9 protein-coding genes are annotated in these 15,643 nt (G+C 72.9%); 6 read left to right on the top strand and 3 right to left on the bottom strand.

The annotated features are described in order from the left end of the window. Nucleotides 1–132: 132 nt before the first annotated feature. Complete coding sequence (locus ACFV3E_RS42945) at nt 133–2,211, top strand: SpoIIE family protein phosphatase (RefSeq protein ID WP_500541444.1); 2,079 nt, start codon at nt 133–135, stop codon at nt 2,209–2,211. A 153-nt stretch (nt 2,212–2,364) separates the two neighbouring features. Next, nucleotides 2,365–4,806 (top strand): SpoIIE family protein phosphatase, encoded by a 2,442-nt coding sequence (locus ACFV3E_RS42940; RefSeq protein WP_500541442.1) that lies wholly within the window; start codon nt 2,365–2,367, stop codon nt 4,804–4,806. 215 nt (nt 4,807–5,021) lie between these two features. On the opposite strand, the gene ACFV3E_RS42935 is transcribed toward ACFV3E_RS42940, so the two are convergent. Further along, on the bottom strand, nt 5,022–5,525 hold the full coding sequence (locus ACFV3E_RS42935) for a cupin domain-containing protein (RefSeq protein WP_500541440.1): 504 nt from the start codon (nt 5,523–5,525) through the stop codon (nt 5,022–5,024). Between the two features lie 156 nt (nt 5,526–5,681). Here ACFV3E_RS42935 and ACFV3E_RS42930 point away from each other — a divergent pair, with 156 nt between their 5' ends. After that, nucleotides 5,682–6,743: an NAD(+)/NADH kinase gene (locus tag ACFV3E_RS42930; protein ID WP_500541438.1), complete on the top strand. Its 1,062-nt coding sequence runs from the start codon at nt 5,682–5,684 to the stop codon at nt 6,741–6,743. On the opposite strand, the gene ACFV3E_RS42925 is transcribed toward ACFV3E_RS42930, so the two are convergent. Beyond that, nucleotides 6,628–7,653: a LysR family transcriptional regulator gene (locus ACFV3E_RS42925; RefSeq protein WP_500541436.1), complete on the bottom strand. Its 1,026-nt coding sequence runs from the start codon at nt 7,651–7,653 to the stop codon at nt 6,628–6,630. The two genes, ACFV3E_RS42930 and ACFV3E_RS42925, sit on opposite strands and share 116 nt — an antisense overlap. Nucleotides 7,654–7,723: 70 nt before the next feature. On the opposite strand from ACFV3E_RS42925, the gene ACFV3E_RS42920 reads away from it, so the two are divergent. After that, complete coding sequence (locus ACFV3E_RS42920) at nt 7,724–8,881, top strand: TDT family transporter (protein ID WP_500541434.1); 1,158 nt, start codon at nt 7,724–7,726, stop codon at nt 8,879–8,881. 10 nt (nt 8,882–8,891) lie between these two features. On the opposite strand, the gene nagB is transcribed toward ACFV3E_RS42920, so the two are convergent. Further along, entirely contained in the window at nt 8,892–9,674 is a 783-nt protein-coding gene (gene nagB / locus ACFV3E_RS42915; protein WP_500541432.1) for a glucosamine-6-phosphate deaminase, read from the bottom strand. 255 nt (nt 9,675–9,929) lie between these two features. Between nagB and ACFV3E_RS42910 the strand changes: the two genes are divergently transcribed. Continuing rightward, complete coding sequence (locus tag ACFV3E_RS42910) at nt 9,930–10,988, top strand: AI-2E family transporter (protein ID WP_500541479.1); 1,059 nt, start codon at nt 9,930–9,932, stop codon at nt 10,986–10,988. 242 nt (nt 10,989–11,230) lie between these two features. After that, complete coding sequence (locus tag ACFV3E_RS42905; RefSeq protein ID WP_500541430.1) at nt 11,231–15,523, top strand: discoidin domain-containing protein; 4,293 nt, start codon at nt 11,231–11,233, stop codon at nt 15,521–15,523. The last annotated feature ends 120 nt before the right edge of the window (nt 15,524–15,643 follow it).

Below are 15,643 nucleotides of genomic sequence, written 5' to 3'. Positions count from 1 at the left end.
GGGGCGGCGCCCGGCTTCTCCATTAGGCTGTTTTGTCAGAATTGCCCGACAATAAGCGGCATTGGCCGGTTCACACGACCGGCGGTGCTCGACCGGATGAGAACGCCTCGTTCCCGGGGATGGGTCGTCGCGGTGGACATACAGCAGTCGGCGAAGGATGTCGGTCAGCCCCAGGCGGCGGTGGGGCAGGCAGGGGTGTTCCGTGACCTGCTGCCCCTCGCGATGTGGCGGATCGACTCCGAGGGGCGGATCTCCCAGTGGTCGCTGGCCGCGCAGGAACTCTTCGGGCACACCGCGCAGGAGGTCCTCGGCCGCAGCGCCACACCCCTGCTGGTCCCCGTGGCGAACTGGGAGCTGGCCGACGAGCTGACGCGCAGGGTGCTGTCGGGCGAGGCGGTCGTGGGCACGCTCCCCGTACGCCACCGCGACGGCCACCTGGTGACGATGGAGATGTGGATCTGCCCCACCGCCGACCCGCAGGGGCGCACCGGGCTGATGGGCATCGCCGCCGAGACCTCCGCGGTGCTGCGCATGCGGGACTCGCTGGCGGCGCTGGAGGGCCTGTTCACGCAGTCCCCCATCGGTCTGGCCATGCTCGGCCCGGACCTGCGCTACGTACGGGTCAACGAGGCGCTGGCCCGTATGAACGGGGTTCCCGCCGCCCAGCACATCGGCAGGCGCGTGAGCGAGGTCGTCCCTGGGCTCAACACCATGGCGCTGGAGACCGTGATGCGCCAGGTGCTCGCCCGCGGCGAGCCGGTGGTGGACTTCCGGGGCCTCGGACGCACGGGCGCCGATCCCCTCAACGAGCGGGTGTGGTCGTGCTCCTTCTCCCCGCTCCTCGGCGGCGGCGGCCGCCGCCTGGGCGTGATCGCCACCCTGATCGACATCAGCCGCGAGGAGCGGGCCCAGCTCCAGGCCACCCGCGGACGGCAGCGGCTCGCCCTGCTCGCCGAGGCCGGCACCCGCATCGGCACCACGCTCGACCTGCGGCAGACCGCGGAGGAGGTGGTGCAGGTGCTCGTGCCCCGGGTGGCGGACTCCGCCGACGTGCACCTGCTGGAGGAGGTCCTCGACCCGGACGAGGCCGCCGCCTCCGCCCACGGCATGGTGCGCCGGCTCGCCGTCTCCTTCGCCGATCCGGCGGCGCCCGCCGAGGACCTGGCCGTCGGCATGACGCACCAGGTCCCCCGCGCGTCCGCGTACGAGCAGGTCATGGTGGAGGGACGGCCGATGCCGCTCACCAGGGCCGACATACCCCGGCTGGTGCCCGGCCCGGAGTACGAGCGGCTGCGGGGCTACCTGCGCACCCTCGGCTCCGCCCGCATGGTCCCGCTGGTGGCGCGCGGCACGGTGCTGGGCATCGTGATGGTCACCCGCTCCCGCAGGCGCGAGCCCTTCGACGACCAGGACGACCTGCTCATCGACGAACTCGCCGCCCGCGCGGCGCTCGGCATCGACAACGCGCGGATGTACTCCGCCCAGCGCCGCGCCGCCCTCACCCTGCAGCGCAGCCTCGCCAACACCGCGCTGCCCACGGTGCCCGGGCTGGAACTGGCCGGCCGGTACCTGCCCGCGAGCGACCACGAGGTGGGCGGCGACTGGTTCGACGTCATCGCGCTGCCCGGCGACAGGACCGCCCTGGTCATCGGGGACGTCATGGGCCACGGGGTGCACGCCGCGGCCGTCATGGGGCAGCTGCGGACGACGGTGCGCACGCTGGCCCGCCTCGACATCCCCCCGGCCGAGCTGCTCCGCTCACTGGACGCGGCCGTCGCCGACGTCGGCGAGAACGAGATGGCGACCTGCGTGTACGCCGTCCACGACCCGGCCGACGGCAGCTGCCTGGTCGCCCGCGCCGGGCACCCGCCGCCGGCGGTGGCCGGGGCCGGGAACGAGGTCTCCTTCCTGGACGGCCCGAGCGGAACGCCTCTCGGCGTGGGCCGCCGGGACTTCCAGACCGAACGGGTGCTCCTGCCGCCGGGCGGCGTGCTGGTCCTCTACACCGACGGCCTGATCGAGGCCCGCGACCGCAACCTCGACCAGGGCATGCGCCAACTCGCCCGCGCCCTGCGCGACCCCGGCGAGCCGCTCTCCCGGGTCTGCGACCGCGTCCTCGCCCGTCTCCTGCCCCACGGCGCGCAGGACGACGTGGCGATCCTGCTGGCCCGGCCGCTCCACCCCGCCACCGGCCATGAGCCTGCGCACTGAGCGGGCGGCGGCGCCCTGCGGGCCACGCGTGACCGGCCGTGCGGGCCGATACTGGAACCACGCCCCCATGGGCGTCCCTCCCGAGCCCCGGCGGAGAACCACCCCAGGTGACGCAGCTCGCCCGCTTCTCCCGCACGTGCGACGGTGATAGCGATGGACAACCCGGCCAAGACGTTCAGCGAGTCACCGGAGGACCCGTTCTCGGTGCACGCCGCGGCCTCGGTGGTGCTGGACGACCACGCGTCCGTGGTGGGGTGGAGCACCCGCGCCGAGACGCTGCTCGGCCACCGGGCCCAGGACGTCCTGGGCCGGTCGGCTCCCGAACTCCTGCTCCACCCCGGCGACCTGGAGCTGGTCCTGACCGCCACCGCGGCCTGCGTCCGGGCGGGCGGCTGGTTCGGGATCGTGCCCGTGCTGCACCGGGACGGACGGCGGGTGGAGGTCGGCTGCCGGATCCGCGCCATCGCGCGGGAGGGCCGGCGCCGCGAGTGGTACGTGGTCGCGGCACCCGCCGCCGAGGTCGTCCGGTGGGAGACGGACCGGTGGGTGCTGGAAGGGTTGTTCCGCCGTTCCCCCATCGGGCTGGCGGTCTACGCCCCCGACCTGACCTTCCTGCGGGTGAACCGGGCGATCACCAAGTTCAGCGGGGTCCCCGCGGACAAGCACCATGGCCTGCGCACGGGGGACTTCCTCTTCGGACCGGACGCCGACGCCGTGGACCACCAGTTGCGGCGGGTGCTCGAGACGGGCCGGTCCTCGATCTTCTCCGAGCAGCCCTGCCGGCTGCGCCGCGACCCGCAGCGCGAACTGTACGTGTCCGTCTCGGCGTTCCGGATGCAGGACGACAACGGGCACGTCCTCGGGGTGACCCAGACCGTCGAGGACGTCACGGAACGCTACCAGGCCCGCCGCAGGCTGGCCCTGCTCAGCGAGGCCGGGGCCCGGATCGGCACCACGCTGGACGTCGGCCGCACCGCCCGCGAACTGGCCGAGGTGGCCGTACCCGGGCTGGCCGACAGCGCCTCCGTCGACCTGCTGGAGGCCGTGCCCCAGGGTGACGAGCCCGCCCAGGACTCGTTCCGTACGGTCTGCCGCGCGGCGGTCCAGTCGGTCTTCCCGGACACCCAGAAGATCATGTACCCGGTGGGACACACCATCCGCATCCCTCCGGGGTCGACGCAGGCGCGGTCGCTGAGCGAGGGCCGCCCGGTCTTCGAGTCGGACATGGACCGGGCCCTCGCCTGGCTCGACGACGACCCCGTACGGGCCAGGGCCGCCCGCGAGGTCGGCGCGCACTCCCTGATGGTGGTGCCGCTGCTGGCCCGCGGGCTCGTGCTCGGGCTGATCAGCCTCTGGCGGACCCGCGGCCGCGAGCCCTTCGAAGCCGACGACCTCACCCTCGCCGAGGAGTTCGCCGCCCGCGCGGCCCTGAGCATCGACAACGCCCGCCGCTACACCCAGCAGCACCAGGCGGCCCTCACCCTCCAGCACAGCCTGCTCCCCGGGGACGTACCCTGGCACCCCGCCGCCGAGGTGGCCCACCGCTACCTGCCCGCCAACACCGCCACCGGGGTCGGCGGCGACTGGTTCGACGTCATCCCGCTCTCGGGGCTCCGCATCGCCCTGGTGGTGGGCGACGTCGTCGGCCGCGGTCTGCACGCGGCGGCCACCATGGGCCGGCTGCGCACCGCCGTCCACACCCTGGCCCACCTGGACCCCACCCCGGACGAGGTGCTGTCGCACCTCGACGACCTCGTGGACCGGCTCGCCTCGGAACAGCGCGAGAGCCACGAGAACGCCCCACCGGTCGTCGGAGCGACCTGCCTCTACGCCGTCTACGACCCGGTCTCCCGGCGCTGCTCGCTCGCCCGGGCCGGCCATCCGCCCCCCGTGGCCGTCACCCCGGAGGGACGGGCGAGCCTGGTCAACATCCCCCCGGGCCCGCCGCTGGGCCTCGGCGGCCTCCCCTTCGAGACCGCCGAGATCGAACTGGCCGAGGGCAGCATCCTGGCGCTCTACACCGACGGCCTGCTGTGCACCCGCTGCCGCGACCTCGACGACAGCCTCGCGATGCTGTGCGGGGCGCTCACGGCGCCGTCCAGCTCCCTGGAGGAGACCTGCAGCGCCGTCGAGGACACCCTCCTCAAGGCACGCCGCTCCACCGAGGCCGCCGACGACGTGGCCCTCCTCGTCGCCCGGACCCGCGTCCTCGCGCCGGAACAGGTCGCCACCTGGGACCTCCCGCCGGACGCCACCGCCGCCGGACGGGCCCGCACGCTGGTGGAGTCCCAGCTCGCCACGTGGGGACTGCAGGAGGCGGCCTTCGTGACCGAACTGATCGTCAGCGAGCTGGTCACCAACGCGTACCGCTACGCGGGCGGGCCCATCACACTGCGGCTGATCCGCGACAGCCACCTCATCTGCGAGGTCTCCGACACCAGCAGCACCTCCCCGCACCTGCGCAGGGCGCGGACGACGGACGAGGGCGGGCGCGGGCTGTTCCTGGTCGCGCAGCTCAGCGAACGCTGGGGCGCCCGCTACACGCGCGAGGGCAAGACGATCTGGGCCGAGCAGCCCCTGCAGGCCGCCTTCTGAGCGGGCACCGCACCTGCCCGGCGTCCCAACCGACGCCGGTCCCGCACGGCGTCCAGGTGGCTGACGGCCCGAGGGCGGTGCAGGCCCGTCGGTCGGTCTCCGCCCGTACGACGACCCGCCCCGCTCGGCGGCCGGGTCATGGGCCGCACGGCACGTGCCGACCGGCGGCGAACATCAGCGGACGACCGCCCCCGCCGGGGCGCCCCGCGCGGGGCTCAGCGGGGCGGCAGTGCCGTGCCGCAGCGGGAGCAGTACAGGGCGTCGCTCTCGCCGGCCAGGCGGCCGCAGTCCGCGCAGACGCGGTGCAGCAGGCAGGCCGCTTCGCCCGCTTCCGGCGCGGGGGCGGGAGCGGGGCCGGCGATGGTGAGGCCGGGGCGGCGGGCGTGCACCGTGAGGTAGGTCAGTCCCACGGCGCCGGCGTACAGCGCCCGGCAGGTGCCGCGGGGCAGCCAGGCGAGGGCGCCGGGCGCCAGGGTCGTCTGGCGTCCGCCGTCGTCGCCCGAAAGGTGCCCGCCGCCGTCGACGACGTACAGCAGGACGTCCAGGTCGGCCTCGACGTGCGGCCGGACCTCGGTGCCCGCCGGAAGGCGGATGACGTTGGCGTCGAGCTGGCGGCGGTCCGCGCCGAGCCGCCACAGCGCTCCGCGCTGCCCGACGGGCGTACGGCCGATCAGATCCGCCACCTGGGCGAGGACACCCGGCTCGGGCTTGGTCTCCACGTTCGTCCTCCCTGCAGCTGTGGAACAGCGGAACCGTACTCCGCCCAGGGTGCCGCCGCACGGCGGCGGTGCGGCCGTGCTCCGACGCGACGCGCGTTCCGGGGAGGCGGACCATGGGGGCATGACGCCGGAGCGGACGCCGCCGGGGAGGCCGTGATGCCAGTGGGCCGGATCGGTATGGTCGTGCACGGTGCGCGCCAGGACGCGAGCGAGGCCGCCGCGGCGGTCGACCGCTGGTGCGCGCGGCACAAGGTCCCCGCGGTGGAGATCGACGTGTGGCGCAAGGACCGGCCCCGGCACAGCGGTCAGGAGGAGGCGGCCACGGCCGGCTACCCGGACCTGATCGTGACCCTCGGCGGCGACGGCACCTTCCTGCGCGGCGCGCGGGTGGCCGCCGCGTGCGGGGCGGCCGTGCTCGGCGTGGACCTGGGGCGGGTCGGCTTCCTCACCGAGGTGTGCACCGAGGACGTGGAGCGGGCGCTCGACTGCGTGCACGAGGGCCGGGCGACCGTCGAGGACCGCATGACGCTCACGCTGCGGGCGTCCCGGCCGCTGGAGATCCCCGAGGGCATCGAGTCCCTGCTGCGGTACGGGCGCGGCCCCGCGCTACCGCCGCCGCGGGTGCGGCCCGGCGACCCCGAGGACGTCGGCTGGGGCGTGCCGATGGCCGTCAACGCCGTCAACGACGTGGTCTTCGAGAAGCTCGCCCGGGACCGGCAGGCCAGTCTCGCGGTGTACCTGGCGGGCCGTCTGTTCGCGTCCTACTCCGCGGACGCGGTCGTCGTGGCCACCCCGACGGGTTCCACCGCTTACAGCTTCGCCGCAGGAGGCCCGGTGGTCTCCCCGCACATGGACGCGATCGTGTTCACCCCCGTCGCGCCGCACATGGCCTTCGACCGGACCCTGGTGGCGGCCCCGGACGAGGTCCTGGGGGTCCGCGTGCTGACCCGCTCCGGCCGGGTCGCGGTCAGCATCGACGGCCAGCTGAGGGGCGTCCTCGATCCGGGCGACTGGGTCGGGGTGTACAAGGCCCGGCACCGGCTGCGGTTGATCCGGCTGGGCCCGACCGACTTCTACGGGCGGGTGCGCGACCGCTTCCGGCTCAGTGACGCCCCGGCCGCGGCCGCCGACGGGGAGGTCCCGCCGCTGTACCGGCCGAAGTCCCCCGTCCCGCCCGACCTGCGGAATCTGCGCTTCCCACCCCTTGACGGGCACTGACCGCGCCCTGGCGGGCGATCCCTGCCAGTTCCCGCGCCGGCCCGGTCAGGTCGCGCCCGCGGGAGCGCACCACGCGCAGCGTCCGCGTCAGGTCGAGTCCGGCCACGGGGACGGCGACGACGCTGCCGCTCGCGAGTTCCGCGGTGAGGGCGAGGGAGCTGAGGACGGCCGGGGCGAGGCCGTCGGCGACGGCGGTCTTGATGGCGGCGGTGGAGGGGAGTTCCAGGAGCGGATCGGTGAGCGCGAGCCCCGTCCCCTCTGCCAGGGCGTGCTCGAGGTAGCGGCGGGTGCCGGAGCCGCGTTCACGGCTGATTAGGGGTGTCGCGGCGAGTTCGGCGGCGCCGATGCCGGACCGGCGGCGCGCCCAGCGGTGGGAGGGGGCGACGACGACGGTCAGCTCGTCGTGCGCGACCGGCTGGGCGACCAGCCCGCGTGGGACGTCCGGGCCCTCGACGAAACCGAGGTGCACCTCGCCGGCCAGGACAGCCGCGGCCACGTCCTCGGAGTTGCCCGCGGTAAGCGCGACCGTGGTGCGCGGGGCGCCCGCCCGCAGGATCAGCAGCCACTGCGGCAGGAGGTACTCGGCGACCGTCATGCTCGCCGCCACCTGCAGCCGGCTCTCCGCGGTGCCGCGCAGCGAGGTGACCCCGGCGTCCAGCGAGGCGGCGGCGTCGACGGCGGTGCGCGCCCAGTCCGCGACGAGCGCGCCGTGCTCGGTGAGCCGCGAACCGCGCGGTGACCGTTCCAGCAGTTGCAGACCGAGCCGGCGTTCGAGGTGCCGGAGGCGGGAGCTCGCGGCCGGCTGGCTGACGCCGTGGGCCCGCGCGGCGGCGCCGACGCTGCCGAGGCTCGCGACCGACAGCAGCAGGTCGTACGCCGCCAGGTCGCTCACGCGCTCGGGCAGGGGCATAAGCCCAGTCTATGAGCCCATCCGGAAGTGCTCCCTACCGGTCGTGCCCGGCCGGGGCGACGCTACGGACATGCCTTCGACGCTCGCCCTTCCCTCCCGGCCCGGCGCCCACCCGCGCACCGGGCTGCTGCGGGAGCTGGACCACCCCTCCCAGCTCTTCCGCGACCTCGGCCCCAACTGGTTCGCCTCGGTGATGGGCACCGGCATCGTCGCCACGGCGACGGCCGGGCTCCCGGCGCACGTACCGGGACTGCGGACGGCCGCCACGGTCGTGTGGGCGCTGGCGGCCGCCTGGCTGGTGGCGCTCTCCGCGGGCTGGGCGGTGCACTGGACCCGGTACCGCGACCGCGCGCGGGCGCACGCAGGCCACCCGGTGATGGCGCACTTCTGGGGTGCCCCGGCGATGGCGCTGCTGACCGTGGGCGCGGGCACGCTGGCGCTGGGCTCAGACTGGATCGGGCCGCACGCGGCCCTGGCGGTGGACGCGGTGCTCTGGTCGGCGGGCACCCTGCTGGGCCTGGCGACCTGGGTGTGGATCCCGTACCGCGCGATGACCGACCACCGCGTGGCGGACGACTCGGCGTTCGGCGGCTGGCTGATGCCCGTCGTCCCGCCGATGGTGTCCGCCGCCACCGGGGCCGCCCTCGTCCCGCACCTCCCCGCCGGGCAGGCGCGGCTGACGCTGCTGCTGGCGTGCTACGCGATGTTCGGGATGAGCCTGATCGCGAGCCTGGTGATCATCCCGCAGATCTGGAGCCGGCTGGTGCGCCACAAGACGGGCCCGGCGGCCATGGTGCCGACCCTTTGGATCGTGCTCGGCCCGCTGGGGCAGTCCGTCACGGCGGCCAATCTCCTGGGGCACGCGGCGCCCACCGCCCTGCCCCGCCCCTACGCCACCGGAGCCGAGGTCTTCGGCTACCTCTACGGCGTGCCCACCTGGGGGTTCGCCATGATGTGGCTGGCCCTGGCGGCAGCGCTCACCCTGCGCACCGCGCGGCGCGGGCTGCCGTTCACCCTGACCTGGTGGAGCTTCACCTTCCCGCTGGGCACGTGCGTGACCGGGACGAGCGCGCTGGCGCTGCGGCTGCACTCGACGGCCTTCCAGGGGGCGGCGCTGGTCCTGTACGCGGGCCTGGTGGCGGCGTGGGCGCTCGTCGCGGTGCGGACCGTCCGCGCCGGGGCGCGCGGCACGCTGTTCCTGCCGCCCGCCCCGGCGCCCCGCGCCTGAACGAAGGGGATCACAGACCCTGCCAGGACGGCTTCGCCGCGTAGGTGGCCCGGAAGTAGTCGGTCAGCTTCAGCTTGGACGCGGCCGCCTCGTCGACGACGACGGTGGCGTGCGGGTGCAGCTGGAGCGCGGAGGCGGGGACGACCGCCGCCAGCGGGCCCTCGACGGCCAGGGCGACCGCCTCGGCCTTCGCCTCGCCCGTGGCCAGCAGCACGAGGTGCCGGGCTTCCAGGATGGTGCCGATGCCCTGGGTGACGACGTGGTGCGGCACGTCGTCGGGGTGGTCGAAGAAGCGCGCGTTGTCCTTGCGGGTCTGCTCGGTCAGCGTCTTGATCCGGGTCCGGGAGGCCAGCGAGGAGCACGGCTCATTGAAGCCGATGTGGCCGTCGGTGCCGATGCCGAGCAGCTGCAGGTCGACCCCGCCGGCCGCCGCGAGCGTGCGCTCGTACGCCGCGCACGCCTCGACGATGTCCTCGGCGGTGCCGTCGGGTCCCATGAACGATTCCTGGGCGAGGCCGAGGGGCTCGACGACCTCGCGCAGCACCACGGAGCGGTAGGACTCCGGGTGCCCGGCGGGCAGTCCGACGTACTCGTCCAGCTGGCAGATCCGGGCGCGCGACACGTCGGCGCGGCCCTCGCGGGCCAGGCCGGCGAGCGCCCGGTAGACAGGGAGCGGGGTCGAACCGGTGGCGACGCCGAGCAGCGCGTCGGGCTTGCGGCGCAGCAGGTCCGCGATGGCACCCGCGATGAGTTCGCCGCCCGCGGTGGCGTCCGGGACGATGACGACTTCCACTTCGGACCGCCGATCTGGTGAGGGAGACCACTAACTGGTTTAGACCAATTTAGCAGTCAGGCCCCCCGGAGATCCACCGCCGGCCCGGGGGGGGTGCCTTCGGGCGAATGCGGCGCGCGCCGCGTTGCCCGGGACCCCGCCGGTGGTAGCAAGCAGGGACAGGCGCGCAGGACGCGGGCGCACGGCGGGCTCGACGGGAAGGTGCGGACGGTGTCCCAAGGACGGCGGATCCGGATCCGCGCGGGGCGCCGGGAGGTGCGCGGGCCCGCCAGGCGGCCCGGCGTCCGGGTGTTCCCCGCGCTGAACACGGCCGCCGCCTACTCCTGGCGGCTGCTCGTCGTGGGAGCCGTCGTCTACGCCGCGTTCGCCACCCTGGGACGGTTCCACGAGATCGCGGTGGCGGTCTTCCTCGGACTGGTCGGCACCGCCATGCTGCGACCGGTGGCCGATCTGCTCGCCCGCGTGATCCCGCGCTCGCTGGCCGTGGCGGCATCGCTGATCGGCAGCATCCTGGTCGTGTTCGGCATCCTGGCCCTGGTCGGCGAGGTGGTCGCCGGCGAGACGGCCGGGCTGCAGCGCGAGTTCAGCGCGGGACTGGCACGGATCGAGCGGTGGCTGGAGGCCCCGCCGTTCCGGCTCGACCCCAAGGCGCTCGACGACCTCCAGTCGAAGGTCGGGCAGTGGCTGTCCACCCACCGGTCGGCCCTGATCAGCACCGCGCTGACCGGCGCCGGGCGTCTGGTGGAGGTGCTGACGGTCTTCGCGCTGGCGCTGTTCTGCTCGGTGTTCTTCCTGCACTCGGGCGACCGGCAGTGGTCCTGGTTCTGCGGTCAGTTGCCGCGGACGGTGCGCGGCCGGGTGTCCGTCGCCGGCCGTGCCGCATGGCGGACGTTCACCGGCTACACGCGCGGGATCGTGCTGGTGGCGGCGACCAACGCGATCCTGGTGGGGGTCGCGCTGTTCCTGCTGGGGGTGCCGCTCGCGCTGCCGCTGGCGCTGCTGGAGTTCTTCGCCGCCTTCGTGCCGCTGATCGGCTCGCCCATCGCGCTGGCGGTCGCCGCCGTGGTGGCGCTGGCCGCGAAGGGGCCCGTCGTGGCGGCGGTCGTCGTCTGCCTGATCGTCGTCATCGGCCAGATCGAGGGCCACGTGCTGCATCCGATCGTGATGAGCTGGGCGGTGCGCCTGCATCCGGTGGTCGTCGCGCTCACCGTCATCGGCGGCGCCATCGCCGCCGGGGTGCTCGGCGCGGTGGTGGCGGTCCCGCTCGTCTCCGTCCTCTGGTCGATGTACCAGGCGCTGCGCACCACGGAGTAGGACGCGCAAGTTTTTGCGGTGCTTCCGCAACGACCTGTCGGCTGCACGACACTCCAGCGCAAGCCCACGCCAGGTGAGATGAAAGCCCGGTCGAGGGCATAGACGCCCGGAAACACCTCTGCAACTATCGGCTCGGGCCGCGCAATTACCAAAGCAATCAATGCAATTTTCTCCGCGTGGCAGCCGTATCGCATGTGACATGTCATGGCACCAACAACTCTGACGAGAGGCACAGGGACGACATGCCAAGGAAACGGTTCATCCAGCGGCTGCTGGCGGGGGTGATCGCGGCGGGCCTGGTGCTGCTCGGCCAGTCGGCGCTGCCCGCCGCTGCCGCCGGCGGCCCCAACCTCGCCGCGGGGGCGCCGGCCACCGCGAGCAGTTCCCACGCCGAGTACGGGGTCGCCAACATCACCGACGGCAACCAGAACACCTACTGGCAGAGCGCGGGCAGCTCCTTCCCGCAGTGGGTCCAGGTCGACCTGGGCAGCAGCACCAGCATCGACCAGGTCGTCGTCAAACTCCCCGCCGCCTGGGAGTCCAGGACCGAGACCTTCGCGGTCCAGGGCAGCCCCGACGGCTCCACCTTCTCCACGCTGTCCGGCTCGGCCGGGCGGAACTTCGGCCCCGGTTCCGGCAACACGGTGACCATCGACTTCTCGGCCACCACCACCCGGTTCGTACGGCTGGACATCACCGCCAACACCGGCTGGCCCGCCGCCCAGGTCTCCGAGCTCGAGGTGCACGGCTCCGCCGTCTCCACCGACAACCTCGCCCAGGGCCGCACCCTGACCGCGAGCAGCGGCAACGCGCCCTACGTCGCCGGCAACGCCAACGACGGCAACCAGACCACCTACTGGGAGAGCGCCAACAACGCCTTCCCGCAGTGGATCCAGGCCGACCTCGGGTCCTCCGTCGCGGTCACCAAGGTGGTGCTGAAGCTGCCGCCCTCGTGGGAGGCACGGACGCAGACGCTGTCCCTGCGCGGCAGCACCAACGGCTCGTCCTTCAGCGACCTGGTGGCGTCCCGCGACTACACCTTCAACCCGGGCGACAACAACACCGTCACGATCAGCCTGAGCAGCACGACCACCCGCTACCTGCGCGTCAACGTCACGGGCAACACCGGCTGGGCCGCCGCGCAGCTGTCGGAGCTGGAGGTCTACGGTCCCGCCACCGGTGACACCACCGCGCCGAACGCGCCCACCGGCCTGGCCTACACCGAGCCCGGCTCCGGCCAGATCCGGCTGACCTGGACCGCCGCCGGTGACAACGTCGGCGTCACCGGCTACGACGTCTACGCCAACGGCGAGCTGCGCACCAGCGTCTCCGGCAGCACGCTCACCTTCACCGACAACCAGCCCGACAGCGCCACCGTCAGCTACTTCGTGCGCGCCAAGGACGCGGCCGGCAACGTCTCCGGCAACAGCAACACCGTCACCCGGACGGGCTCCGGCGGCGACACGCAGGCGCCCAGCCAGCCCGGCAACCTCACCCTCACCCAGCCCGGCTCCGGCCAGATCAAGCTGACCTGGACCGCCTCCGGCGACAACGTCGGCGTCACCGGCTACGAGGTGTACGCCAACGAGGTCCTGCGCACCACGGTGTCGGGCACCACGCTCACGTACACCGACAGCCAGCCCGACACCGCGACCGTCTCCTACTACGTGAAGGCCAAGGACGCGGCGGGCAACCGCAGCGTCGCCAGCGCCACGGTCACCCGCAACGGCTCGGGCGGCACCGGCTCCAACATGGCCGTGGGCAAGCCGATCACGGCATCGTCCAGCACCCAGAACTTCGTCCCGGCCAACGCCAACGACAACAGCGTCACCACCTACTGGGAGGGCGCCGGCGGCAGCTACCCGAACACGCTGACCGTCTCCCTCGGGGCGAACGCCGACGTCACCTCGCTGGTGCTCAAGCTCAACCCCGACAGCGCCTGGGGCACCCGCACCCAGACCGTCCAGGTGCTCGGCCGGGAGCAGGGCGCGAGCGGCTTCACCAGCCTCAAGGCGGCCGCCGACTACACCTTCAACCCGGCCTCCGGGAACACGGTGACCATCCCGGTCGGCGCCCGGGTCGCCGACGTGCGGCTGCAGTTCACCGCCAACAGCGGGGCGGCCGCGGGCCAGGTGGCGGAGTTCCAGGTGATCGGCACCCCGGCGCCGAACCCGGACCTGACCGTCACCGGCATGTCCGTCTCCCCCGGCGCACCGGTCGAGACCGACTCGGTGAGCCTGTCCGCGACCGTGCGCAACATCGGCGAACTCGCCTCGGGCGCCACGAACGTCACCTTCTACCTGGGCACCACCAAGGTCGGCACCGCCGCGGTCGGCACGCTGGCCGCGAGCGCCTCGACCACGGTGACGGCGAACATCGGCGTACGGGACGCGGGCAGCTACCCGCTGAGCGCCAAGGTCGACGAGTCCGGGGACGTCATCGAGCAGAACGACACCAACAACACCTACAACAGCCCGACCCCGCTGGTCGTCAGGCCGGTCGACAGCTCCGACCTGATCGCCTCGCCCACCGGCTGGTCCCCCGGCAACCCGGCCAAGGGCAACACCGTCACCTTCTCGGTGGCGATCAAGAACCAGGGCACGGTCGCCTCGGCCGGCGGCTCCCACGGCATCACCCTCACGGTCACCGACACCACCTCCGGCTCCGTCGTCAAGACGCTGACCGGCTCCTACAGCGGCGCCATCGCGGCGGGCGCCACCACGAGCCCCGTCTCGCTGGGCACCTGGACCGCCGCCAACGGCAAGTACACCGTCAAGACCGTCATCGCGCCCGACGCGAACGAACTGGCGGTCAAGCAGCAGAACAACACCAGCACCCAGTCGCTCTTCGTCGGTCGCGGCGCCAACATGCCGTACGACATGTACGAGGCGGAGGACGGGGTCCTCGGCGGGAGCGCCGCCGTGGTCGGCCCCAACCGCACCGTCGGCGACCTGGCCGGTGAGGCGTCCGGCCGCAAGGCCGTCACGCTGAACAGCACCGGCAGCTCGGTGGAGTTCACCACCAGGGCCAGCACCAACACCCTGGTCGTCCGCTACTCCATCCCCGACGCCGCGGGCGGCGGCGGGATCAACTCCACCCTGAACGTCTACGTCAACGGCAGCTTCCTCAAGGCCATCGACCTCACCTCCAAGTACGCGTGGCTGTACGGCAGCGAGACCGCCCCCGGCAACAACCCCGGTGACGGCAATCCCCGCCACATCTACGACGAGGCCAACCTGATGCTCGGCACGACCGTGCAGGCCGGGGCGAAGATCAAGCTGCAGAAGGACGCCGCCAACGGCAGCCAGTACGCGATCGACTTCGTCAACACCGAGCAGGTCGCGCCGATCGCCAACCCCGACCCCGCGGCCTACACCGCGCCGACCGGGTTCACCCACCAGGACGTCCAGAACGCCCTGGACAAGGCCCGGATGGACACCACGGGCACCCTGAAGGGCGTCTACCTGCCGCCGGGCGACTACGAGACGGGCAGCAAGTTCCAGGTCTACGGCAAGTCCGTCAAGATCATCGGCGCGGGCCCCTGGTACACCCGCTTCCACACGCCGACGAGCCAGTCCAACACCGACGCGGGCTTCCGCGCCGACTCCACCGCCAACGGCTCGACCTTCTCGGGCTTCTCCTTCTTCGGCAACTACACCTCGCGGATCGACGGTCCCGGCAAGGTCTTCGACTTCGCAGGCGTCGCCAACATCACCATCGACAACGTCTGGAACGAGCACACGGTCTGCCTGTACTGGGGCGCCAACACCGACAACGTCACCATCACGAACTCCCGGATCCGCGACACCTTCGCCGACGGCGTCAACATGACCAACGGCAGCACGGACAACCACCTCGACAACATCGAGGCCCGTGCCACCGGTGACGACAGCTTCGCCCTCTTCTCGGCGATCGACGCCGGCGGGGCGGACGAGAAGAACAACCTCTACGAGAACCTGACGTCCCTGCTGACCTGGCGCGCCGCGGGCATCGCCGTCTACGGCGGCTACGCCAACACCTTCCGCAACATCCTTGTCGCGGACACGCTGGTCTACTCGGGCGTCACGATCAGCTCCCTGGACTTCGGCTACCCGATGAACGGCTTCGGGACCGACCCGACCAACCTCCAGAACATCTCCATCGTCCGCTGCGGCGGGCACTTCTGGGGCAGCCAGACCTTCCCGGGCATCTGGCTCTTCTCCGCCTCGAAGGTCTTCCAGGGCATCCGCATCAGCGACGTGGACATCGTGGACCCGACGTACAGCGGGATCATGTTCCAGACGAACTACGTGGGCGGTCAGCCCCAGAACCCGATCAAGGACACGGTCCTCACCAACGTGTCCATCACCGGCGCCCACCGCAGTGGTGACGCCTACGACGCCAAGTCGGGCTTCGGCCTGTGGGCCAACGAGATGCCGGAGGCGGGACAGGGTCCCGCGGTCGGCTCCGTCACCTTCAACAACCTCACGATGAGCGACAACTACCAGAACATCAAGAACACGACGTCCACGTTCACCATCAACACCAACCCGTAGCCGAGGGACGCGCGAGCGCCGTGGGGGCCGCCCGGGGGCACCGCCGGGCCCCCCCCCCCCCCCCGGGGCCCCCCCCCCCCCCCCCCCCCCCGGCATTTTAAAAAAAAACAAACCCCCCAC

This window comes from Streptomyces sp. NPDC059718, assembly GCF_042733315.1.
GTDB lineage: Bacteria > Actinomycetota > Actinomycetes > Streptomycetales > Streptomycetaceae > Actinacidiphila.
The sequence above is the reverse complement of the archived record's forward strand: the minus strand, read 5'-3'. Positions and strand labels throughout refer to the sequence as shown.

Bases quoted from the DNA above. Each gene is read 5' to 3' on its own strand.
- ACFV3E_RS42940 (WP_500541442.1), top strand. From the start codon at position 2,365: ATGGACAACCCGGCCAAGACGTTCAGCGAGTCACCGGAGGACCCGTTC.
- ACFV3E_RS42930 (WP_500541438.1), top strand. From the start codon at position 5,682: ATGCCAGTGGGCCGGATCGGTATGGTCGTGCACGGTGCGCGCCAGGAC.
- ACFV3E_RS42925 (WP_500541436.1), bottom strand. From the start codon at position 7,653: ATGCCCCTGCCCGAGCGCGTGAGCGACCTGGCGGCGTACGACCTGCTG.
- ACFV3E_RS42920 (WP_500541434.1), top strand. From the start codon at position 7,724: ATGCCTTCGACGCTCGCCCTTCCCTCCCGGCCCGGCGCCCACCCGCGC.
- ACFV3E_RS42905 (WP_500541430.1), top strand. From the start codon at position 11,231: ATGCCAAGGAAACGGTTCATCCAGCGGCTGCTGGCGGGGGTGATCGCG.